Below are 21,336 nucleotides of genomic sequence, written 5' to 3'. Positions count from 1 at the left end.
CAGCGATCCATACATACGGTTGTTCGAAATTGCGCCGCCAGGCCTTAAAGCGCAATCACCGTCACCCCCACTTCCACACCATGCTCACCGCCACCGAGAATCGTCCCGCGCAGCAGGGACACATCGCTGTAGTCGCGGCCGATCGCAAGCGTCACGTGATCGGTATCGGCCAGCACGTCATTGGTCGGATCGAGATCGATCCAGCCGCCGCCGGGGCAATACACCGACACCCACGCATGCGACGCGTCCGCGCCGATCAAACGGGGCTGCCCCGGCAGCGGATCATTGCGCAGGTAACCGCTGACATAGCGCGCCGGCAAACCAAGCGAACGCAAGCAGCCGATCATCACCTGCGCGAAGTCCTGACACACGCCGCTCTTCAATTCGAACGCGCGCTCGGCGGGCGTATCGAACATCGTCGCCGAAGGCTTGTACACAAAGTCATCGTGAATCCGATGCATCAGATCGATCGCGCCCGCGGCGATGGGCCGGTCCGGCGGAAAGCTGGGCAGCGCATAAGCGCGCAGCGACGGCCGCGGCACGATATTCGGCGACGCGAAACAGAACTCCACCTCGGGCCGGAACTGCCCGCCGACGCGAAACTGCAGAGCATCGGCCACCTCTTCCCATCCGGGCGTGGCGTCGGGATCGAGGTCGGTCCAGCGCGGTGTGAGCGACACGGTCGTTTCGCTGACCAGCTGCAGGCGCTCGTGCGGCGCATCCAGCGCAAAGTACAGCACGTCATTGCCGAACGCATCGATGCGGCTGTTCAGATACGACGGCTCCGGTTCGATCCGCTCGCTGTGCGAGACCACCCGCTGCCACGCACAGGCGATCGGCCGGATCGTCGCGAGATGCTGCGCGGTCTCCACATAGGTGGAATAGCGGTAAGTCGTGCGATGCGAAACGGACAGCACAGTCGGCGCGTTCTTCATGACCACACCTGTGAAGCAACCGTGCTCGCGTGACTGAAATAGCGCGCGCTGATCTCATGCGCGGCCGCGCCGACAAACCCGCCGATCTGATCGCAGACCGCGATCAACTTGTCGTATGCGCCGTTGTCGTCGACCTCGCACAGCGCCGCCAGCGACGGCAACGCGTTCGCGTGCGGCATCAGCTCCGCGAACGGACGATGCCGCACGCTGCCCGCCGCCACCGCGATTTCATCGAGCTTGTTGCGCAGACGCTCATACACGCCGTAAATACCGCGCGGATTGGTCGGCTCGATCACCAGCAGGTCGAGCAACGCGGGCACTTCGAAGCGGCCCGGATACAGCGAGCGGTACGTCAGCGTGCTGTCGAACAGTTGCAGCAGCAGATCGAAACCGGCGGGTGTCGCAAGCTGGCCGTTGTCGGCGATCACGCGCAAGAACGACGTCATCGCCGACACGCGCTCGATGTGACGCCCGACGAACAGCAGACGCCAGGCTTCGTCGCGCGTCATGCGGTCGCCTTGCGCACCGCTGATCGCCGACAGTTGCACCGACAGCCGTTCGAGCGCATTGACGAGGGTTACGCGGTCATAACGGTCGTAGCGTGCGCCACGGCCATTCGCGCCTGCGCTGCCGTTGCCGCCGCCCTCGCCATTCCCGTTGCCATTGCCTTGCGATACCCCGCCACCAAACCCGCCAACCGGCATCAGCGCCTGCAACCCATCACGGAAGTCGTTGCGCGCCGCGAGAATCGTGCGCCAGTGATCATTCGACAGCCGCCCACGCACTTCGCCATTCGAGCGCGCCTGGCAATTCAGGTTCTGGCCGATGCCCGCGGGCCCGGTGCTCTCGCTCAGATTCGCGACCAGCGCGCGTTCGAACGCTTGCGGCGAATGCGGCGAGCGCATGTCGCCGGATTGCACGAGGCCGCATTGCATCGCGAGTTCGACCAGGGTCGGAAACATCGCGTCGGCGTCGTTGCTTTCCAGCGAGCCGAGAATCAGCCGCAATAGCCGCACGTTGTTCTCCGCGCGTTCGCCGTAACGGCCCGCCCAGAAGAGATTTTCCGCCGCACGGCTCGACACGGTGCGATGCTTGCGCGCGAGGTCGCCCGGTTGCATCGGCGACGGCAGCAGCGTGAACGTCGAAGTCGGCTGACTCGACAGCACCCAGGTATCCACGCTGCTGCCGCCGTATTGCATCGACACCGTCGCCTGGCGTTCCGCGGCCATCCGCGTGAAGCCGCCAGGCATCACATGCCAGCCGCCGTTGAAATCGGCAATTGCATAGACGCGCAGCACGGAAGGACGGCGGCCGATGGTGCCGTCCTCGTAACGCGGCGTGCAGGAAAAGTGCTGCACCTGCTGGATCGTGTAGGTGTCGGGCATCGCTTCGATACGCTCGCGCCATGCCGCCAGCTTCTGCCTGCCCTGATCGACGCCGGGTGGCGCATCGCGGCCGGCCATCGGCCACGTCGGCACGATGAACGCTTCGTCGAGCCGCTCGAACGCATGCTCGCGCGCCGCCTTTTCGCCGCACCACCAGGTCGCGACGCTCGGCAGCACGAGATCTTCGTCGAGCAGCACTTCGGCGATGCCCGGCAGAAAGCCGTGCATCGCCGGCGACTCGACAAAGCCCGAGCCGGGCACGTTCGACACGATCACATTGCCCGCGCGCATCACCTGCAACAGGCCGGGCACGCCGATGCTCGAATCGGCGCGCAGTTCGACGGGGTCGCAGAAGGCGTCGTCCAGGCGGCGCAGCACGACATGCACGCGTTCGAGCCCGGCCAGCGTCTTCAGATAAAGCATGTCGTCGCGCACGGTCAGGTCCTTGCCTTCGACCAGCGTGACACCGAGATAGCGCGCGAGAAACACGTGCTCGAAATAGGTCTCGCTGTACGGCCCCGGCGTGAGCAGTGCGATATGCGGCGACGACTCGGCAGAGGAACCGTCGTGATCGCTGTGACGCATCGTGGACTGCGCCGATTGGGCTAGCGTCGCGATCAGTTGCGAATAGGTCGGCGCGAGGCGGCTCACGCGCATCGAACGGAACGGATCGGCGAACAGCGTCGACACGATCAGCCGGTTTTCCAGCGCGTAACCGAGACCCGACGGCGCCTCGGTGCGATGCGCCATCACGGTCCACTCGCCGCCTGGCGTGCGCGCGAGATCGACCGCGACCACTTGCAGGAACTGGCCGCCCGGCGGCATGAATCCCTTCACCGGGCGCAGATAGCCGGGATGGCCGAACACCAGCGCGGGCGGCAGTTGGCCGCGCGCGAGCAAGGTCTGCGACCCGTAGATATCGGCGACGATCGCATTGAGCAGATGCGCGCGCTGCGTGACGCCGCGCTCGATGTGCGCCCACTCGTCCTCGCTGATCAGGAACGGCAACAGGTCGAGCGCCCACGGGCGGGACTCGCCTTTATCCGCGTAGACGTTGTAGCTGATGTCGTTGTCGCGGATCTGCTGCGCGACCGACGCGCAGTGATCTTCCAGCCGCGCGACGCCGTCCGCGCCCAGGCGCTCGAAGAATTGCCGCCACGGTTCACGCAGCGCGCCCGACTCGTCGCGCAACTCGTCCCAATGTCCGTCGTAGCCCGGCAACAGCCGCAACAGGGACGAAGCATCCGCATGCGCCGTGGACGCTTCGAAGGGAAAAGTCGATTGAAAAGCCAAGATCGTGTCGTTTCAGAAGTGTGCGGGTTTCACCAGTAGCGCAGATCGAGCGTGAACGGAAACTCCAGACTGCGCTGAGGCATGCCGACCGTGAGCGGCCCCGGCGTATGACCCGACGCGAAGAAACGTGCGCGCCGCCGGCTTTCCGCCTCATAGGCGTTGACCGGGAAGGTCTGGTAGTTGCGCCCGCCCGGATGTGCGACATGATACTGGCATCCGCCCACCGAGCGGCCGGTCCAGGTGTCGACCAGATCGAAAGTGAGCGGCGCGTCCACGCCGATGGTCGGATGCAGCGCCGACGGTTGCGACCATGCGCGATAGCGAACCCCAGCCACGTATTCACTGACGCGGCCGGTCGGCTGCAACGGCAGCGGCACGCCGTTGACGGTCAGCACATGGCGGTCGCCGTTCAGACCCAGCGCGCGCACTTCGAGCCGCTCCACCGACGAATCCACATAACGCACCGTGCCGCCCGCCGAGCCTTCTTCGCCCATCACGTGCCAGGGTTCGAGCGCATTGCGGATCGTCAGCGAGACGCCGTTCACCGTGGTCGCGCCGACCAGCGGGAAACGGAATTCGAAGTGCGGCGCGAACCAGCTGCTGTCGAATGCGAAGCCTGCTCGGTTCAGTTCGTCGAGCACGTCGTCGAAATCCATCTTCACGAAGGTGCCGAGCAGGAAGCGGTCATGCAGTTCGGTGCCCCAGCGCGTGAGCCGCTGCGTGTACGGCGTGTTCCAGAAGCGCGCCACCAGCGCGCGCAGCAGCAACTGCTGCACGAGACTCATGCGCGCGTGCGGCGGCATTTCGAAGCCGCGCAATTCGAGCAGGCCGAGGCGTCCGGTCGGACCGTCGGGCGAATAGAGCTTGTCGATGCAGAACTCGGCGCGATGTGTATTGCCGGTCACGTCGATCAGGATGTTGCGCAACGAGCGATCGATCATCCACGCGGGCAGGTTCGCGCTGTCACGGCCGCCGAGCAGGTCGATCTGCCGCTGCAACTCGCGGAACGCGACTTCGAGTTCGTAGACCTGGTCGTTGCGCGCTTCGTCGATACGCGGTGCCTGGCTGGTCGGCCCGATGAAGAGGCCGGAGAACAGATACGACAGCGACGGATGGTTGTGCCAGTACGCGATCAGACTCGCGAGCAGATCGGGCCGGCGCAGGAACGGACTGTCGGCGGGCGTCGCGCCGCCGAGCACGAGGTGATTGCCGCCGCCGGTGCCGGTGTGCCGCCCGTCGGTCATGAACTTCTCGCTGCTTAGATAACTGTGCGCCGCCGACTCATACAGGTACTCGGTGTGATCGACCAGTTGCGCCCAGTTCGCAGCGGGATGAATGTTCACTTCGATCACGCCGGGGTCCGGCGTCACCTGCAGCATTTTCAGGCGCGCGTCGCGCGGCGGCGGATAGCCTTCGAGCACGACCTGCATCTTCAACTCGGCCGCCGTCGCTTCGACAGCGGCGAGCAGGTCGAGATAACCGTCGAGTTCGGTGAGCGGCGGCATGAACACATGCAGCAACGTGCGGCCGCTGCCGAACGCATCCGTTTCGGCTTTCGGACCGGCCGCGCGTTTGGGGTCGCGCGCCTCGACGCAGATCGCCGTGCGCAGCGTCTCCTTCGACGACTCCCCGGGCGCCGGTGGCGCTTCATCGCCAGACTGATGACGCGTGTAGGCCAGCGCACCGCTGCCCGCCATGCCGCTCAGCAGATCCCCCGCCGACAGCGACAACGCGGCCGCCCGCCGCTTCTCGGCAAGGGTCGGGGACTGGCTCGCGGCAAGTTCTTCACTGTCGTATTGCCTGCGCAATTGCGCGGCCGAGCGCAGCGGCACCGGCGGCGCGAACGGATCGTGCGCGTGCTGATACGGATAGTCGGTCTTCGACACCCACGGCAGCGAGTCGAGCGGCAGCCGGTATCCCATCGGCGAGTCGCCGGGGATCAGGTACATGCGTTCTTCGCGGAAGAACCAGCGGCCGCTGACCCACTTCGGCGCTTCGTCCGGCACGTCGCGCTCGCGCGCGAGCGGCAGCACATAGCCGGTCGCGCCGCTCAAGCCCGCATCGAACACGCGACGCAAGCGCACACGCTCCAGCTCGTCGTCGAGGCGCGCGTCGAACGGATCGACGTTGACCGGCAAACGGCGCTCGCGCCACAGGTAGTACCAGACGTCTTCGAAACCGGGCTGAATGCATTCCTTGTCGAGCGACAGCTTCCCCGCGAGATGCGCAAGGAAGCGTTGCGCGTCGCCGGCGGTGTAGCGGCCTGGCTCGCGTTCGTCGGCGAACAGCGCCGGGTTGTGCCAGCAGGGCTCGCCGTCGGCGCGCCAATAGAGCGACATCGCCCAGCGCGGCAACTGCTCGCCCGGATACCACTTGCCCTGGCCGATATGCAGGAAGCCGTTCGCGCCGTAACGCGCACGCAGCTTCTCCATCAGCGCGACCGCGTAGCCGCGCTTGGTCGGACCGAGCGCGTCGGTATTCCACTCGGCGGCGTCGCGATCGCGCACCGACACGAAGGTCGGCTCGCCGCCCATCGTGAGGCGCACGTCCATGTCGGCGAGTTGCTGGTCGACCTGCTCGCCCATCTTCAGCACATCGCTCCAGACCGCTTCGCTGTACGGCCGCGTGACGCGCGGCGTCTCCAGCACCCGTTCGATCGACATCGTGTGGTCGAACTCGACTTCGGATTCGTCGACCGCGCCGGAGATCGGCGCCGCGCTGCCCGGCTCGGGCGTGCAGGCGACCGGGAGGTGCCCTTCGCCCGCGAGCAGACCGGAGGTCGGATCGAAGCCGATCCAGCCCGCGCCCGGCAGGTACACCTCGCACCACGCGTGCAGGTCGGTGAAGTCGACTTCGGTGCCGCTCGGTCCGTCGATGGATTTGACGTCGGGCGCGAGTTGCAGCAGGTAGCCGGACACGAAGCGCGCGGCCAGCCCCAGTTGCCGTAAGGTCTCCACCAGCAGCCAGCCCGAATCCCGGCACGAGCCCGCGGCGCTCACGAGCGTTTCCTCGGGCGTCTGCACGCCCGGCTCCATCCGGATCAGATAGCGGATCTCGCGTTGCAGCCGCTGGTTCAACGCGACGAGGAAGTCGGCGGTGACGGTCGGCGTGCGGTCGATGCTCGCGACGAACTCGGCGAAGCGCGGGGTCATCGGCCGCTTGATCAGATACGGCGCGAGTTCCAGTGCGAGGCCGGGCGCGTAGTCGAACGGGAATTGCTCGGCCGACGGTTCGAGAAAGAAGTCGAACGGGTTATAAACGGCCATCTCGGCGACCAGATCCACGGTCACCTTGAATTCGCGCGTCTTCTCGGGAAACACGAGGCGCGCCTGGTAATTGGCGAATGCGTCCTGCTGCCAGTTGATAAAGTGTTCGGCCGGCTCGACCCGCATCGAATAGGACAGGATCGGGGTCCGGCAATGCGGCGCAGGCTTAAGACGCACGACCTGGGGCGATAGCGAAACCAGCCTGTCGTAGCGGTAATGTGTGACGTGATGCAATGCGACGCGTATGGACACACCGGACTCCTGGACGAAGGATGGCAGCCCGCCAAAAAGCAAGCTTCATGCCGTTGAACAAAAAACCGCGTGACACGTGGGTATTGCCGGATCACCGCTTGCCGCGAAGTTCCCCGTCAATGGCCGGCGCTGCGGCCGGGCTTGCGAAACGCAGCGTGCCTCCCATGCCGCCAGGCCCTGCACCAAAGCGGCGCAGCACCCCGTGCACGATCCTGCACATACTGTGCGTTAAAGCAGTGACATCTGGCAATTGCGGCATGAAGATTGCGGCATGTTTGCGCTCATAACCGCCCCACCAACCAGGCTCGACCGATGAAAACCTTCCACTGCAATCGCTGCTCGCAACTCGTTTTTTTCGAAAACGTTCGCTGCGAACGTTGCGAGTCGTTGCTCGGCTACGTTCCGGAACTGGCGGAAATCAGCGCGTTCGAAGAGGCAGGCGAGGGACGCTGGCGGAGCCTTCATCCGCGCGCGGACGGCGCGCTGTTTCGCCAGTGTCACAACTACGCGATCGAAAACATCTGCAACTGGATGATCCCCGCCGACTCGCCCGACACCTTGTGCCCCGCGTGCCAGTTGACCCTCACGATTCCGAATCTGAGCGCGCCGGATAACCGGCTTTACTGGTATCGCATGGAAGTGGCGAAGCGGCGGCTGCTTTACACGCTGGGCGAGTTGGGCGTCGGCGTGAAGTCGCGCCAGGCGGACCCCGAGCATGGCCTCGCGTTCGAATTCCTCGAGGACGGCGGCGATGGTTCGCGTGTGATGACCGGTCACGACGACGGGCTGATCACGCTGAACATCGCGGAAGCCGACGACGCGCATCGCGAGAAGGTGCGCACCTCGATGGGCGAGCCGTATCGCACGCTGCTCGGCCACTTCCGCCACGAGACCGGCCACTACTACTTCGACCAGCTGGTGCAGGGCGATCCGCGCTGGATCGAACCGTTCCGCAAGCTGTTCGGCAACGAGCGCGCCGACTACGGCGAGGCGCTGAACGCGTACTATCGCAACGGCGCGCCGGCCGACTGGCAGGCGTCGTACATCAGCGCGTATGCGACGATGCATCCGTGGGAGGATTGGGCGGAGACATGGGCGCACTACATGTTGATCGTCGACGTGCTGGATACGTCGACTTCGTACGGTCTCGCGCTGCTGCCCGACGATCCGCGCGAGCCCACGCTCACGGACCGCACGCCGGTCGAGGATGCCAGCTTCGAGAATCTGATGAAGCGCTGGTTCCCGCTCACTTACGCGTTGAACAGCTTGAACCGCAGTCTTGGGATGAAGGACGGTTATCCGTTCACGCTGGCCGCGCCGGTGGTGGACAAGCTGCGCTTCGTGCATCGGGTGATTGCGGCGGCCAGTGATAAGGCGGCGGTGCTGACCGCTGGGGCACGACCGGCCGGGCAAACCGCAGCGACAGATACGAGGCAAACGACCAATGCCGGGGCCACCGCAGGCAACGCAGTGCCCGACCAAACGACCTCCCAGCCTCGCTAGTTCAGCCGGGAGGCCCGCGTAACCTAAGCGCTCGTGGCGCCTCGCCACCGGCCCATGAAAACCCATTGCCGGGCCCACCAGCAGCGGGCTTGATTCAGTCAATGCAGAAACCAACCGGGGCGCTGGTTCCGCGCCTGTCTTCGAGTGATGGCGCGTTTGGAGCGAACAGTCGCAAGAGCATGACAGCGCGCCAGGGAAAAATATTCACGCGAGCCGCATCGCGCGATTCGATGTAAACAGTTATTGCAAAAAGCGTGCGCCTACACCGCTTTCCTCTGACGAGAAACGCCAAGAAGCCTTTTCGTGCGGAGAGAAACGGCAGCCTCAACGTTGCGTTCAGCACATGTGAAGCAGCGCAAAAAAATGCCGCGAACGATGTCGGTCGTTCGCGGCATGGACTACCGGCAACGAAACGCGTCACGCTCGAAGCGAGCGATTTCGACGCTGTCGTTACTTTTTCTGCTGCAGGAGCGACTTCAGTTCCTGCACGTTTTCTTCTACGCGTTTTGCGATCACCGCATAAGACTCCGCCTGCGTCTGATACGCGGCTTGCGCGAGTTGCTGCATGTCGGCGAGCGACTTGTGCAGGCTCTGCTGGATCAGCTCGGCGGTTTTCGCCGAAGGCGCCGCGCCACCGGCCGACAACTGCCCGGTCAGCGACTGCAATTCGCTCAGCGTCGCGCGCAACATGTCGGCCTGCTTCTGCGCGAGCGACTGCATGCCCTGGAATGCCGTCTGATTCGCCTGAACCAGGGCTTCCACATCCTTGCGTCGCGCTTCCATGATGGCGGGTACGTCGAAGCCAGGGAGCTTGAACTGCTCCAGCATTTTGGTGAAATCGCCAAACGGATTGGCGGCGTCAGGTCGGTCCATGCGAAATCCTCCTTAACGGTTGAATACTCCCCGGCGGTGCAGCGCCGCGACGTGATTGCGTGACGGATGCAACGGCGGCTTCGTGCGCCGCACACCCCGTCAAGGCTTGCTGCTTCTGGGGTCGGACGGCACATTGGCCCAATCATGCGCTATCCGGAAACATTGCGCCAGCGGTCCTCACCCTGGCTCACCGGGCAGCCTTTCCACGGACCTCGCATGGGCATTGACGTCAGCGGCCGCGGCTCATGCAAGGTTTGGAAAGTTACTTGAGGGCTTCAGTAACCCTACGAATCCGCATGTCGACTATCGTTGCTCATGTGCCGGCGCACTGTGGCGCCGGCGTTGTCTCGATGGGAGCGAGATCATGAAAAAAGCAATTTTCGGCGCGGCCCTGGCCACCATTCTGGGCGTGACTGCAACGGCTGCATTCGCGCAGGAGGCATCACCGCCAGCCCCCCAGATGCACGGCGAGTCGCCGCGCGGCGACGGAGCGCCGCCGCATCGCGCGATGGGCCCGATGATGGGTCCGAGGGGTCCGAGCTTCGCGGTGATCAACGATCTGGAGCAACTGCGCCGCCTCTATGCGATGAGCGGACATCCGGGTGACATAGTCGCGGTGTATCACGACGTGCTGAGCAAGACGCAGGACCCGTTGCTGCGCCACTACATCTATGATTCACTGGCTCGCGAGCAGTTGAAGCCCGCCAATCCGGAGCAGGCAATCGCGACGCTGCGCACTAGTCTCGCGGAAGACCTGACTGCGGCGAACAAGGCGCCACATGGTGCGCCGGCGCAACCGCAATAAGTTCGTTCGTCACGCACATCCGTTCGCTACGAGCGCTTGCGCCGCGTCGCTGTTAAAAGCGGCGCGGCGCTATTCAACGCCCTCACTCAGGCCTGGAAGCGTCACCCTCCCCGAGTCGCGCATGCGTTCGACTCGCTGCGTTGGCTGTCCCACATTATTGCCTCACTGCCCACTTTTTCATCTTCCGCCAGGTGGCTAGCATTACAGCACTGACATGCCAGGGACTGTGAAGAATGCGCTATCCGTTGAATCTGCTGGTCGCCGCCGCGCTGCTCATCTTCGTTCTGGGCTGCATCGTCAAGCTTGCCTTGAACTGATACGCGATTTTCGCGGCGCACCGCGCGCGATGGCACCGCTTCACCCCGCTCGCCGCCAAGGCTGAGCACCACTCGCACGCCACTTCTGGCACGGCCCATCCGCTTTCTTCTCGCGCCACACAACCGCGCACGTCGCCGCTTTTGCGCGTGACATCACTCGAAATAATTGCTGAATGGAGTTCGGCGAGCGATTTGCCCATACTTCGTTTCGCTGCCGGTGCGTACGAAACAAGGACGCATGAGATCAAGGGTGCTTCACGTGCGAATACGTTCGCCGATGATCAACGATCCCACGGTTGCCCGATCATCGGCTGATACGTTCGAACATTCCGGCACCGCGTGCCGACGACAGGATGAACATGTTGACTTCAGTGAATTTCCTCAAAAAGAACGCCACCCGTTTGGTCTGCGTGGCGATGGTCTGCTGCACGGCGTTGCTGACCGGTTGCGCCGGCAGCAGCATCAGAAACACGAGCGAAGCGAGCGCGCAGCCGCAAGTGCGCCCGGACACCATCTATGTCTACACGTTCGACGCCAATCCCGATCAGGTCAAACTCGACGGCGGCGGCATGCTGCAGAAATTGAAAGCGCACGGCGGCGATTCGTCGGCGGAGCAGAAGCAGGTCGCGGAAGCGGACCAGGTACGCGAGCAGGTCGCCGACGAAATCGTGCATCAACTGCAGGCGCTGGGTCTGCATGCGATTCGCGCGGATGTCCCCGCGCCCGCTGACCAGAACGTGCTGCTCGTGCAAGGCAGCTTCGATACGATCGACTCCGGCAACCGCCGCCGCCGGGTGCTGATTGGTCTCGGCGCGGGCAAGAGCCAGGTGAGCAGCGCGGTGCAGATTCTGTATAAGCCCGCCGGCGGCACGCCGCGTCTCGTGCAAAGCTTCACCGCCGACTCGGACAGCGGCAAGGCGCCGGGTATGGCCGAAACCGCGGGCGTGGGCGCGGCCGCAGGCGCCATCGCGACGACGGCGGCAGTGGGCGGCGGCTTACACGCCGTATCCGAAACCAAACGGGCCGGCGTGTCATCGGACGCGAAGCGCCTCGGCGATGCGGTGGCCAAACAGATCGCACAGATCGGCGTCGACGGCGGATGGTTGTCGACAGCGCATACGAAGAGTTGATCGACCACGCCCGGTCAGTTCCGGGCACGTGTGAAACACGGCGCGGCAGCGTGGAGCTAATTTCCACCCTGCCGCGCGTTTCATTTCATTCACGCTTTCGTATAGCGCAGCCACACCGCATCGTGTTTCGTTTTCTCGACCGATGTCAGCTTCAGATACGCAGGCGCCCGCCAGTTGTCCATCGACACTTCGAATGAAGAGGGATGCTCGCTGCGCCCATCCACCAGCGGCAGGATCAGCACGCTCACTTCGTCGACGAGTCCCGCGTTCACGAACGCCCCGCTCACATGCGAGCCGCCTTCGACGATCAGCTTCTTCACGCCGAGTTCGCGCGCCAGCGTCTGCACCACACGATCGAGATCGAGCGCGCTCTTGCCGCCGAACAGATAAGACACGCCGATCGACTGTAAGTACGCGAGGTAGTCGTCGGCGACCTGTTCGGTCAGCACTTCGATCACGTGCGACTTGAGCGCCGTGTTGCCGCTCCACGCGACGCGGCCCTGCGGATCGATCGAAATCGCGTACTGGGCCGCCTTGCGTTCGACGAGATGATCGGTGCGCGGCAGCGCGCCCTTCGCGAGACCTTTCGGGTAATCGGTGCCGTGCGAAATCTCCTGCATGGTCACGCGTCCGCAGATCCAGCCGTCGGCTTCGAAACCGGCTGCGGTGTTTTCGTACAGGTCGGTGGCGTAGTCGAGATGCCAGCCGTCCGTCAGACTGTGGCCGTCGAGCGACGACATCATGTGAGCGACGATATAAGGTTTCATGCGTCGAGCCTCCGTGTCAGGTCAATGAAGAAACCTTGCAGCAAGGGTCGTTCCGCGAGTCGGCGGTGGTCAGGAGCGACAGACACGCTCCACAAAACGTACTTTTGCTCGGCGCCTTCGCGAAGTAAGGGTTTTGCGCGACCATCATCGGCTTGAGCGCGCCCTCGTAGATCAGCTTGTCCTGCACATCGAAGATATAGTCGCTCAAACCGAACGCGACCACCGACAACGCCATCGCCAGATGAAACGGCAGACTCAGAATGCCGACCGCATTGTGAGCATCCAGCCACATCCGCTTCAGATTCTTGCCGATGCGCAAAGCGAACAGGTCCTTCACCAGCGTCGGCAGCAGCACGATCACGCCGGACACCAGCGCGAGCCCGTACAGCAGCGAAACCACACCCATCACGCCCACGCCGATGGCGTAGCCGCCCGGCACTCCTGCCGTCATGTGCAGCAAGTCGATGAAGCGCGCCGCGTCCGAGGGCTTGCTTTGCGCGGCGTGCACCTGACCCTGTTCGTCGAGCCACGCATCCCAGCGCTGCCCCGGCGCGGATTGCCACGAAAGCCGCACGTGGTCCTCGTCGACGAGCGTCAGCGTGAACAGCTTGCGCGCGGCCGGATGCGCGTCGAGCGTGCGCTCGATCAACGCATCGGCCCGTCCGAGCGGCACCGACGGCAGGTCGACGACGGCCGGCGGCGTCGTCCAGGCGCTCAGCGAGTCCTTGAACATCGTGAGCGCGCCCGCGTAGAACGCGATGAAAAGCAGCAGACCGGCGACGATGCCGGTCCAGGTATGAACGGTCTTGTAGACGCGAAGAATGTCGCTGCGCATGTGGAAACGGAGATGAAGCGGGCGGCGGACCACTCGCGAAGCCAACGCTGAAAATAAGCGGCTGAAAGAAGGGGCTAAACGCTAGAGCGGCCAGCGCTGACAGAGCGCAACCAGCGCAAACGCGGCCAGATTGGCGAACGCAAGCCAGCCGATCGCGCGCGCCACTACGAAACATGAACGACGCGGAAGCGATCGCGATCCACAGCGGCGGCACAAGCCACATCGTCACGTGGAACTTGCTTGCCGCCGTCAGGCCGCCCGGCGACAGCCGCGTGAACAGCGCACTCGCCGCAATCGCCAAACCGAAGCCGCCGACTACCCCGGCCACGAACTTCGTCATCAGGCCGCGCTCGATCGAAGTCGCTGCGCGCCGGGACGTGGACGCGCGCGTCATCGGCCGGCACGCCGCGCACGGCGGCGTTCGATCAGCGCGCCGATGAACGGATACGAGGTGAGGCTCGCCATCAGCGTCGTAACGACGACCGACAACGACGTGGCCGGCAGCAACGCACGCGCCGCGCAAGCGAGCGACAGCGCGACGCACATAGTCGCCGCGAGGCGCGCCGGTCGCGCAGGCCACGGCGCGCGCAACCAGCGCTGGCCTGGCGCGCTGACATAGAACAGCAACGCGCCGGCCAATGCCGACACGACGATCAAAACATTCCCCATGGTTCAACGAAACGGCGTGCGCGATTCAAGTTTATTAATGAGAATCATTATCATACACGCAAGGACGGTCTCAACGGTCTCAAGTAGGGAAACCGCTCATCGCCACCCCGTTCAAGCGGCGCGCACCCCGGCGCACGCCACGCCTAGTGTGGGAACCGGTGCCGCATGCCTGCCGCCACCACCTGCTGATTGCCCGACGCCGCGCTTTGTCCGCTGACATCCTTGAGGTAAGCGCCTCATGCAAAAAGGTAACATTTACCACACGCAAAAATGAAACATTACAATGTCCTTTCTTCAATCCGCGAAAGGAGGACATCCAATGGTTCTGTTTCACCGTGGCGCAGCAATCCAGGCGTCCGCAATCAGACATGGTCACATGTTCGTCGGCCGCGCCTGCATTTTGAAGGAAGACGGCGAATCCACCTCACTGGGTGATCTTGGTCCGTTCGCAAGCCCTGCCTGTGCATACGAGTTTGCTGTGCGTTGTGCGAGTGCTTTGGTGGATGGCGAGCCGATGCCTCGGTGCCCATTCGGCAAATCATCAACCGTGGACGAGACGGCCCATAATTGACGACTCTCTCCAAAGCACTTTGCATCCCGGCGCAATAGCGCCAAACACAATCGGCCAGGCAAGGAGACGCGATGTACAAACCCGTACTAAGCCGCTTTCAATACACCCGCAAGCACGGTAAGCAACGCACCTACGACGTAACCGTCAACCTCGTGCAAAAGGCATCCGGTGTCTGTTCATACGCGGCATGGGTGCATTTCCAGGCTGAATTCAAAGGCTCCGGATTAATGCTCCCACTCGTTGCCAATACACGTGACGCTGCCGTGCTGGAAGCGCAAATACGTATTCAGACAGACATCGACAATCTGATTGGTATCGTCGAATAGGGAATCGGCCAGCGCGGGGCGATTCGGGTGAATGAATGCCGCGCGCTTTCCTAATAGTGCTTATATGAGCAGGTCTTCATAGAACGCGCCGAATCGTCGCGTCGGATGCGCCAGTTGTATTTCGAGTATCCATAAGCCGGGGTCCGGATACGGGTCGAAATCGCCGAGATTGCCCGCCTTGTAATTGCGTGCGGAAAATCGCTGACGCGATGGCCTTTGATGTCCAGGTTCAGACGCCAACCCAATGCGTCAGCCCGTTGTGCCGCATAGTCGTATAGCGCTTTGCCTCCTGCGCCGGTTTCGCGCCAATGCCGCTCGACGTCGTCGAACACGGTCTTCACGGCGGCAGCGCATGCTTTCATCTGCGCATCATCGCCCACTACGAAGGTCGCACCCACATCGCCTTCATGAGCGTCCCACACGACCCCGAGGTCGATAAAAAAAATATCGTCATCTTCGAGACGCGAGTCGCCGTCGGAGCGCTGGTTGAATTTTTTCAGCGTGTTTTCACCGAACCGCACGAGAACCGGATGCCAGATGCGGTCCATGCCAAGTTCGATCAGTAGTTTCTCGCAATGCGCGATAGCTTCCGATTCGAACATGCCCGGCCGCACGGCGGCGCGCAACTGGTCGACCACCTCCCACGTCTTGTCCCTCGCGAGTTTCATCGAGTCGATCACGTATCTGCTTCCGACCGCCTGCTTCGCTGCTGCGTCCATCAATCCGCTCCGGTTATATCCCGATGAATATAACGAGCGGGTGATCCGGTGTCTACGTGCCGCATAGGCTCACTATGCGGCACTGTGTGTCAGAAAGGACGACAATCGCCGTGAAGTCGTTTACGGAAAGATAACATACCGTTATATTATTAAAGATATAACGGAGCAATACGTTCAACTGCGCACTAGCCGGTTTTCGTTTCGCCCCCGTTCACTCGCATCTCCCCGACACCGACATCATCCATGCGCGTTCTCGTGCGGCTTGGTCGTGGGCGCTCGGTTCATGCGTGCCCTGCTTGTCAACGCTATTTGTCAACCCTGGTTGCCGCCGCGCATGTCAACACGCGCCACGCATCCATCGCAAAAGAAGAAGGAAAAATGAAAAAGGCCATCCTCGCAACCGCAGTCCTCGGCGGCGTGTCGCTCGGCGCTCAAGCTCAGAGCAGTGTCACCCTCTATGGCTTGATCGACGCCGGTATCAGCTATGTGAACAATGCGCGTGCCGGCACGGGTAACGGTTCCCTCGTCAAGTACGACGACGGCGTTGCTTCGGGTAGCCGTTGGGGCCTGCGCGGCAGCGAAGAGCTCGGCGGTGGCCTGAAGGCGCTGTTCGTGCTCGAAAGCGGCTTTAACAGCGGCAGCGGCACGCTCGGCCAGGGCGGTGCGATGTTCGGTCGTCAGGCGTTCGTCGGTCTGTCGCAAAACGGTATCGGCTCGCTGACCTTCGGGCGTCAGTACTCGTTCTCGACCGACTATCTGGGCGGCACCTACTCCACGGGTAGCCAGACCGTTGCAGGCAACTACGCCTACCACATCAACGATGTCGATCAGCTGACCTCGAGCCGGATCAACAACGCCGTCAAATTCAGCAGCGCGAACTTCGCCGGTTTCACGTTCGGCGCGTTGTATGGCTTCTCCAACCAGGCAGGCGCTTTCGCGGGCGCACCGGCAAACGGCACGGTCGCGGGTTCGTCGCGTGCTTACAGCTTCGGCGCCAACTACGCGAATGGCCCGATCAGCGTCGGCGCGGCGTACACGGACATCCGTTACCCGAGCCAGGCGATCCCGGCTTTCTCGACCACGATCGCGAACGTGTCGATGGGCAATGTGCGCGACCTGCGCACGTTCGGCGTGGGCGGCCGGTACGTGATCGGCGCGGCGACGCTGTGGGCGCTCTACACCAACACGCGTTTCGAAACGGTGACGAGTTCGGCAACCACGTTCACCGCCTATGACGCAGGCGCGAAATACGCGTTCAACGCCGCGCTCACGGTCGGTGCGGGTTATACGTACATGCATTTGAGCAATGCCAACAGCGGGCATTGGAATCAGGGCAACCTGAGCGTCGACTACTCGTTGAGCAAGCGTACGGACGTTTACGCGCTGGGTATTTACCAGGCGGCTTCGGGTCGCAACGGTACACAGGACGTGCAGGCTCAGATCGGCTCCAGCACGAGCTTCTTCGGCCCGTCGGGTGTGGGCGCGGACGACCAGTTGGCATTTCGCGTCGGCATTCGTCATCGCTTCTGATGCTTGAGTTGCTGGCGTCAGCGGACCACGCTCAATTGTGAGCGACCCATTACGCCAGCACTGACACAGCAGCACTGACAACATGCCGTCCGCTTTCACGCCGACGGCATGTTGCATATCGACTCCCGCTAAGGCAAGTCGACAATCTCCAGACTCATCAGCGCCGAACTCAAAGACTTGCCATGCGCATCGAGGGCGAGCGAACGCGTGACACCGCCGCCAAGCGCATCGCCAAGGACAAAGTTGAATGCCGCAAGATGCGGAAGTTCGTAGCGAACGACATCGCCACGCACGACCTCACGCAAATGCAACTTCACGCGGTCCGCGGATAACTCGCGCCGCAGATGCTCGTAGTGACGCGGGTCATAACAAATGACCGACACGTTCAGCGTATTGCCCTTGTCGCCAGTTCTGGAATGGGCCAGCTCTCGCAGTTTCATCTCATGCCTCCACAAACTCGAATGCCGGATTGACGTCGACGCGCGGTAGCAGCACGGATTGAACCGCAAGCACTTCTCGCGTCAGCCTGGTGACGCCCCCGCCTCCGGCCGGACCGTTCGTATAGAGCGTTTCGACTTCGTTGCCAATTCTCACGGCTTCCGCCGCCGACGCCGTCCGTCCGGCCACGCGTGCGCGCACTTCATACGGCTGCGCATCGCAGGCGCCCAAAGCGTCGCCGTGCAAAGCGTTCACGCCGATCAGATCGAAGCGCAGCTCGCTCGTGTCGACGCCGGTGAGTCGCAACCTTTCCCTGACGACATCGAGTGCCAGCCGGCCTCTTTCGACCGCGCCGGGACCCCCATACGATATCTGCCCTTCCCCGATATAGCCATCGACATAAGCCACCGACACCTTGAGCGTATCGGTCCGCGGCGTGCCGCGCCCCCCGCTCACACGGACGCGATCCGGCGCTTCCTCGGTCACACGAACACCGGTGAAGTCAGCGACGACATCGGGTTGCAAATACCTGGCCGGGTCATGAATCTCGTAGATCAGTTGCTCCTTGCAGGTCGCCTCGGTCACGCGGCCGCCCGCATGCGCCACTTTCGTCACGATGACGGAACCGTCCTCGCCGACTTCGCCGATCGGAAATCCGAGGCGCGCGAGCTTCTGCACATGCTTGAAGCCTGGGTCGGCGAAATAGCCCCCCGTGACCTGGCCCGCGCATTCGAGCAGATGCCCGACCACGGTCGCTTGACCTAGCGTGTTCCAGTCGTCCATTTTCCAGCTGAACTCATGGATCAGCGGCGCCGTGAAAAGCGACGGATCCGCCACACGCCCCGTCAACACGATATCCGCGCCGGCCGCGAGCGCGGCGACAATCGGCGCGGCGCCCAGATAGGCATTGGCCGACACGATGCGGTCATTGAACGAAGCGACGCTTTCTCCCGATTCCTCGAAATGGAAATTGCCTCGCTGCACGATGTCGAGCACGTCATCGCCGGTGACGGCGGCTATTTTCAGACCGTCGAGTCCGAGTTCGCGCGCGATCTCGGCGGTCTTCTGCGCGGCCGCTCTCGGGTTGGCCGCGCCCATGTTGGAAATGATGCGCACGCCGTGACGCGCTGCGACCGGCAGCACCGCTTTCATGCGCGCCTCCAGCAGCGGATCGTAGCCAAGCGCCGGGTCTTTGCGCCGGCTCTGCTGCGCGAGCGCGATCGTGCGCTCGGCAAGACATTCGAACACTAGATAGTCGAGCGCGCCGTATTCGGCCAGTTCGACCGCGGGCTCGATCCGGTCGCCGGAATAACCCGCGCCTGCGCCGATGCGCACGCGGCGTTGGGGTTGAGTTGTCGTCATACGGATACCGCCTGTCGAAAAAGCTTCACAGAGGAAAGACGCCGAGCACGACGCACGCGATCGTCATGACGATCGACGCGCCGAACAGCAGCGGGAACGTGAATTTCTGGTGGTCGGCGAGATCAATGCCACACAGGCCGACGACGAGAAACGTCGCGGGCGTGAGCGGGCTCACCGGAAAACCCGTAGTCATCTGGCCCAGCAAGGCGGCCTGACCGACGTGCACCGCCGGCACACCGAGTTGTCCCGCGACTTCGGCCACCACGGGCAGCACGCCGAAGTAAAACGAATCGGGGTCGAACAGCATGCTCAGCGGCATCGAAACGAGACCGAGCGCGATGGGGATGTGGCTCGCCATTGCCTGAGGCACGAAGCCGACGGCGGCCTGCGCCATCGCCTTGAGCATGCCGCTGCCCTGCATGATGCCGGTGAAAACGCCCGCTGCGAGAAGAATGCCGGCCATCATCAGCGCGGCGCGCGCATGTGCATCGATTCGCTTGCGCTGCGTGTCCACGTTCGGATAGTTCACCATCAACGCGATGCACAACCCCACCATGAACATGATCGCCGGCGGGACCTTCTCACCCAACACGACCATCGTGCCGAGCACCACCACGGTCAGGACGATGTTGAACCAGAAGTTCTTCGGCCGGCGCAGGGCCTGTTCTTCAGCGGTGAGTTCACGCCTGGGCATCGGCACCGCGCCGTCCGTGCCGAAGTACCCGAGGCGCTTCTCCTCGCGCCGGCCGAGCCAGAATGCCATGCCGAACACAAAGACCAGTCCGACGATCTGCACGGGAATCAGCGGATTGAACAGCGCGGAGACAGGAAGATGCAGCGACGCCGACGCGCGGATCATCGGCCCGGTCCACGGCAGAAAGTTGATGCCCGCCGCCATCGACACCGCGGCGGCCAGTACGCGCCGATCCATTTTCAAGCGATCGTAGAGCGGCAACATCGCGGGGATCGTCACCAGAAAGCACACCGCGCCCGAGCCGTCCAGATGAATCAATAGCGCGAGCAGCGTCGTGCCCATCACGATGCGCGTCGGCATCGTGCCGACGGCCCGCAGTATCCGGTCGATGATCGGGTCCAGCGTGCCCGCTTCGGTGATGGTTCCAAAGTACAGGATCGCGAACACGAACATGCCGACGACCGGCGCGAGACTCTTCAGCCCGTCGATTACGAACTTGCTGGTCTGAAACCCGAAGCCGCCAACCAGCGAAGCCGCGATCGGCACGATGATGAGCGCGACGAGCGGCGACATGCGTTTCGAAAGGATCGCCCCGAGCAGGACAACGATGGTGGCCAGCCCCAACAATGGAAGCATGAGCTTGTCTCCAATCTGTTTTTTAATGTGACCCAGCGTAATTTCACGCCTACAATAAATCAATTGAAATGATTTGATCGCAACAATCAGAAAACATAATGGATCTGACCTTCCGCGATATTCGCGCTTTCATCGCCGTGGCCCACGCGGCCAGCTTCACGCGCGCGGCGACCCGCCTGAATGTCTCGCAGCCCGCGTTGACCGTGCAGATTCGCCGTCTGGAGCAGACGGTCGGCGTGCGGCTGCTGGACCGCAACAGCAGGAACGTCGCGTTGACGCCCGCGGGCCGGGAGCTGTTGCCCGCGTTGCAAAAGTCGCTTCACGACATGGAGCACGTATTGAGCGACGCGCGGGCGCTCGGCGACGGCACGAGCGGTACAGTGAGAGTCGCGTGCCTGCCGACATTCGCCGCGAGCGTGTTGCCCGAGTTGATCCAGGATCTGAAGAACGAGGTGCCGCGCGCGCGCTTTTACATTCGCGATGTCGTCGCGGATATGGTGAATACCTTAGTGCGCAGCGAGGAAGTCGACATCGGGCTGACGGGCGGCGATCTGTCCGATACGGATTTTGAAGTTTTGCACGCCGGTGTCGATCGCCTCGTTGTCGTATGCCCGAAGGAGCACCGGTTGGCGCGCGGGCGGCACGTCAAGCTCGAAAACCTTGCCAGCGTGCCGCTGGTATTGACCGCGCAGGGTACGAGCGTGAGGGCCGTGGTCGACGCCGCGTTTGCAAGCAGCGGCTATACGCCCGACATCGCGTGCGAGCCGACGTACATGATGACCGCGGTCGCAATGGTTCGCGGCGGGCTGGGCGTGACGATTCTGCCTGGCTCGGCTCGCGAAGTTCTCGCGGAACCAGGGCTGGTCGCGCGCCCGATCGGAGATCGGGCGTTCGAACGTCCCATTACGCTGATCAAAAAGCGTAGGCGCACTTTGCCGGCGGTGACTGAAAAGTTCGTCGCGGCGATGAAGAAAAAAATCGGCGTGCCGCGGCGCGTTCGGTAGAAAAGTCGCAGCGGCGGCTCGAACAA

Annotated in this window: 19 protein-coding genes; 7 read left to right on the top strand and 12 right to left on the bottom strand. The window is 63.2% G+C overall.

The features are described from left to right. Positions 1–44: 44 nt before the first annotated feature. Genes P0D89_RS27525 through P0D89_RS27515 form a run of 3 tightly spaced genes read right to left on the bottom strand, consistent with a single transcriptional unit; the run spans position 45 to position 7,131 of the window. Complete coding sequence (locus tag P0D89_RS27525) at positions 45–935, bottom strand: transglutaminase family protein (RefSeq protein WP_408362688.1); 891 nt, start codon at positions 933–935, stop codon at positions 45–47. Beyond that, entirely contained in the window at positions 932–3,613 is a 2,682-nt protein-coding gene (locus P0D89_RS27520) for a circularly permuted type 2 ATP-grasp protein (protein WP_408362686.1), read from the bottom strand. Before P0D89_RS27520 ends, P0D89_RS27525 begins: the two co-directional genes overlap by 4 nt. Before the next feature lie 29 nt (positions 3,614–3,642). Continuing rightward, a complete protein-coding gene (locus P0D89_RS27515) occupies positions 3,643–7,131 on the bottom strand; it encodes a transglutaminase family protein (protein ID WP_408377498.1) in 3,489 nt (1,162 codons plus the stop codon). Positions 7,132–7,443: 312 nt separating this feature from the next. Here P0D89_RS27515 and P0D89_RS27510 point away from each other — a divergent pair, with 312 nt between their 5' ends. After that, positions 7,444–8,634: a zinc-binding metallopeptidase family protein gene (locus P0D89_RS27510; RefSeq protein ID WP_408362682.1), complete on the top strand. Its 1,191-nt coding sequence runs from the start codon at positions 7,444–7,446 to the stop codon at positions 8,632–8,634. Between the two features lie 450 nt (positions 8,635–9,084). Here the strand turns inward: P0D89_RS27510 and P0D89_RS27505 are convergent, their stop codons facing one another. After that, positions 9,085–9,507: a phasin family protein gene (locus P0D89_RS27505; protein ID WP_149670979.1), complete on the bottom strand. Its 423-nt coding sequence runs from the start codon at positions 9,505–9,507 to the stop codon at positions 9,085–9,087. 364 nt (positions 9,508–9,871) lie between these two features. Between P0D89_RS27505 and P0D89_RS27500 the strand changes: the two genes are divergently transcribed. After that, the gene (locus tag P0D89_RS27500) at positions 9,872–10,312 is read left to right on the top strand and encodes a hypothetical protein (RefSeq protein WP_408362680.1); all 441 of its coding nucleotides are present in this window, start codon (positions 9,872–9,874) and stop codon (positions 10,310–10,312) included. 238 nt (positions 10,313–10,550) lie between these two features. On the opposite strand, the gene P0D89_RS27495 is transcribed toward P0D89_RS27500, so the two are convergent. Then, positions 10,551–10,829 carry a hypothetical protein gene (locus P0D89_RS27495; protein WP_408362678.1) on the bottom strand — a complete coding sequence of 93 codons (279 nt, stop codon included), beginning with the start codon at positions 10,827–10,829 and terminating at the stop codon, positions 10,551–10,553. A 159-nt stretch (positions 10,830–10,988) separates the two neighbouring features. Between P0D89_RS27495 and P0D89_RS27490 the strand changes: the two genes are divergently transcribed. Next, a complete protein-coding gene (locus tag P0D89_RS27490) occupies positions 10,989–11,759 on the top strand; it encodes a DUF4410 domain-containing protein (protein WP_408362676.1) in 771 nt (256 codons plus the stop codon). A gap of 89 nt (positions 11,760–11,848) precedes the next feature. Here the strand turns inward: P0D89_RS27490 and P0D89_RS27485 are convergent, their stop codons facing one another. From P0D89_RS27485 to P0D89_RS27475, 3 genes are all read right to left on the bottom strand, one after another. Beyond that, on the bottom strand, positions 11,849–12,526 hold the full coding sequence (locus tag P0D89_RS27485; protein WP_408362674.1) for a dihydrofolate reductase family protein: 678 nt from the start codon (positions 12,524–12,526) through the stop codon (positions 11,849–11,851). 16 nt (positions 12,527–12,542) lie between these two features. Beyond that, positions 12,543–13,361, bottom strand: a complete 819-nt coding sequence (locus P0D89_RS27480; RefSeq protein ID WP_408362672.1) for a PepSY-associated TM helix domain-containing protein — start codon at positions 13,359–13,361, stop codon at positions 12,543–12,545. A gap of 390 nt (positions 13,362–13,751) precedes the next feature. Then, positions 13,752–14,030, bottom strand: a complete 279-nt coding sequence (locus P0D89_RS27475) for a hypothetical protein (protein WP_408362670.1) — start codon at positions 14,028–14,030, stop codon at positions 13,752–13,754. 319 nt (positions 14,031–14,349) lie between these two features. Here P0D89_RS27475 and P0D89_RS27470 point away from each other — a divergent pair, with 319 nt between their 5' ends. Beyond that, positions 14,350–14,601, top strand: a complete 252-nt coding sequence (locus tag P0D89_RS27470) for a hypothetical protein (RefSeq protein WP_408377497.1) — start codon at positions 14,350–14,352, stop codon at positions 14,599–14,601. Positions 14,602–14,672: 71 nt separating this feature from the next. Further along, positions 14,673–14,927 carry a hypothetical protein gene (locus P0D89_RS27465; protein WP_408362668.1) on the top strand — a complete coding sequence of 85 codons (255 nt, stop codon included), beginning with the start codon at positions 14,673–14,675 and terminating at the stop codon, positions 14,925–14,927. Positions 14,928–14,977: 50 nt separating this feature from the next. On the opposite strand, the gene P0D89_RS27460 is transcribed toward P0D89_RS27465, so the two are convergent. Then, the gene (locus P0D89_RS27460) at positions 14,978–15,646 is read right to left on the bottom strand and encodes a M24 family metallopeptidase (protein ID WP_408362666.1); all 669 of its coding nucleotides are present in this window, start codon (positions 15,644–15,646) and stop codon (positions 14,978–14,980) included. 378 nt (positions 15,647–16,024) lie between these two features. Here P0D89_RS27460 and P0D89_RS27455 point away from each other — a divergent pair, with 378 nt between their 5' ends. Beyond that, positions 16,025–17,176, top strand: coding sequence for a porin (locus P0D89_RS27455; protein ID WP_408362665.1), 1,152 nt, complete (start codon positions 16,025–16,027; stop codon positions 17,174–17,176). A gap of 128 nt (positions 17,177–17,304) precedes the next feature. On the opposite strand, the gene P0D89_RS27450 is transcribed toward P0D89_RS27455, so the two are convergent. From P0D89_RS27450 to P0D89_RS27440, 3 genes are read right to left on the bottom strand one after another with little or no spacing between them, the layout of a single operon-like run. Continuing rightward, a complete protein-coding gene (locus P0D89_RS27450; RefSeq protein WP_408362664.1) occupies positions 17,305–17,616 on the bottom strand; it encodes an AtuA-related protein in 312 nt (103 codons plus the stop codon). Position 17,617: 1 nt separating this feature from the next. Next, positions 17,618–18,976 carry an acyclic terpene utilization AtuA family protein gene (locus tag P0D89_RS27445; RefSeq protein WP_408362663.1) on the bottom strand — a complete coding sequence of 453 codons (1,359 nt, stop codon included), beginning with the start codon at positions 18,974–18,976 and terminating at the stop codon, positions 17,618–17,620. A 25-nt stretch (positions 18,977–19,001) separates the two neighbouring features. Continuing rightward, complete coding sequence (locus P0D89_RS27440; RefSeq protein ID WP_408362662.1) at positions 19,002–20,306, bottom strand: CitMHS family transporter; 1,305 nt, start codon at positions 20,304–20,306, stop codon at positions 19,002–19,004. 98 nt (positions 20,307–20,404) lie between these two features. Between P0D89_RS27440 and P0D89_RS27435 the strand changes: the two genes are divergently transcribed. Beyond that, positions 20,405–21,310: a LysR family transcriptional regulator gene (locus P0D89_RS27435; protein WP_408362661.1), complete on the top strand. Its 906-nt coding sequence runs from the start codon at positions 20,405–20,407 to the stop codon at positions 21,308–21,310. Positions 21,311–21,336: the final 26 nt, after the last annotated feature.

This window comes from Paraburkholderia sp. RL18-085-BIA-A (assembly GCF_046027075.1).
GTDB lineage: Bacteria > Pseudomonadota > Gammaproteobacteria > Burkholderiales > Burkholderiaceae > Paraburkholderia.
Note: the sequence above shows the minus strand (reverse complement) of the source record. Positions and strands in the feature narration are given on the sequence as shown.

What these genes read in the sequence shown, in the direction of transcription:
- P0D89_RS27470 (WP_408377497.1), top strand. Translation starts at nt 14,350, where the DNA reads ATGGTTCTGTTTCACCGTGGCGCAGCAATCCAGGCGTCCGCAATCAGA.
- P0D89_RS27480 (WP_408362672.1), bottom strand. Translation starts at nt 13,361, where the DNA reads ATGCGCAGCGACATTCTTCGCGTCTACAAGACCGTTCATACCTGGACC.
- P0D89_RS27490 (WP_408362676.1), top strand. Translation starts at nt 10,989, where the DNA reads ATGTTGACTTCAGTGAATTTCCTCAAAAAGAACGCCACCCGTTTGGTC.
- P0D89_RS27510 (WP_408362682.1), top strand. Translation starts at nt 7,444, where the DNA reads ATGAAAACCTTCCACTGCAATCGCTGCTCGCAACTCGTTTTTTTCGAA.
- P0D89_RS27440 (WP_408362662.1), bottom strand. Translation starts at nt 20,306, where the DNA reads ATGCTTCCATTGTTGGGGCTGGCCACCATCGTTGTCCTGCTCGGGGCG.
- P0D89_RS27500 (WP_408362680.1), top strand. Translation starts at nt 9,872, where the DNA reads ATGAAAAAAGCAATTTTCGGCGCGGCCCTGGCCACCATTCTGGGCGTG.
- P0D89_RS27445 (WP_408362663.1), bottom strand. Translation starts at nt 18,976, where the DNA reads ATGACGACAACTCAACCCCAACGCCGCGTGCGCATCGGCGCAGGCGCG.
- P0D89_RS27460 (WP_408362666.1), bottom strand. Translation starts at nt 15,646, where the DNA reads ATGGACGCAGCAGCGAAGCAGGCGGTCGGAAGCAGATACGTGATCGAC.
- P0D89_RS27475 (WP_408362670.1), bottom strand. Translation starts at nt 14,030, where the DNA reads ATGGGGAATGTTTTGATCGTCGTGTCGGCATTGGCCGGCGCGTTGCTG.
- P0D89_RS27485 (WP_408362674.1), bottom strand. Translation starts at nt 12,526, where the DNA reads ATGAAACCTTATATCGTCGCTCACATGATGTCGTCGCTCGACGGCCAC.
- P0D89_RS27505 (WP_149670979.1), bottom strand. Translation starts at nt 9,507, where the DNA reads ATGGACCGACCTGACGCCGCCAATCCGTTTGGCGATTTCACCAAAATG.
- P0D89_RS27465 (WP_408362668.1), top strand. Translation starts at nt 14,673, where the DNA reads ATGTACAAACCCGTACTAAGCCGCTTTCAATACACCCGCAAGCACGGT.
- P0D89_RS27525 (WP_408362688.1), bottom strand. Translation starts at nt 935, where the DNA reads ATGAAGAACGCGCCGACTGTGCTGTCCGTTTCGCATCGCACGACTTAC.
- P0D89_RS27455 (WP_408362665.1), top strand. Translation starts at nt 16,025, where the DNA reads ATGAAAAAGGCCATCCTCGCAACCGCAGTCCTCGGCGGCGTGTCGCTC.
- P0D89_RS27435 (WP_408362661.1), top strand. Translation starts at nt 20,405, where the DNA reads ATGGATCTGACCTTCCGCGATATTCGCGCTTTCATCGCCGTGGCCCAC.
- P0D89_RS27495 (WP_408362678.1), bottom strand. Translation starts at nt 10,829, where the DNA reads ATGGGCAAATCGCTCGCCGAACTCCATTCAGCAATTATTTCGAGTGAT.
- P0D89_RS27450 (WP_408362664.1), bottom strand. Translation starts at nt 17,616, where the DNA reads ATGAAACTGCGAGAGCTGGCCCATTCCAGAACTGGCGACAAGGGCAAT.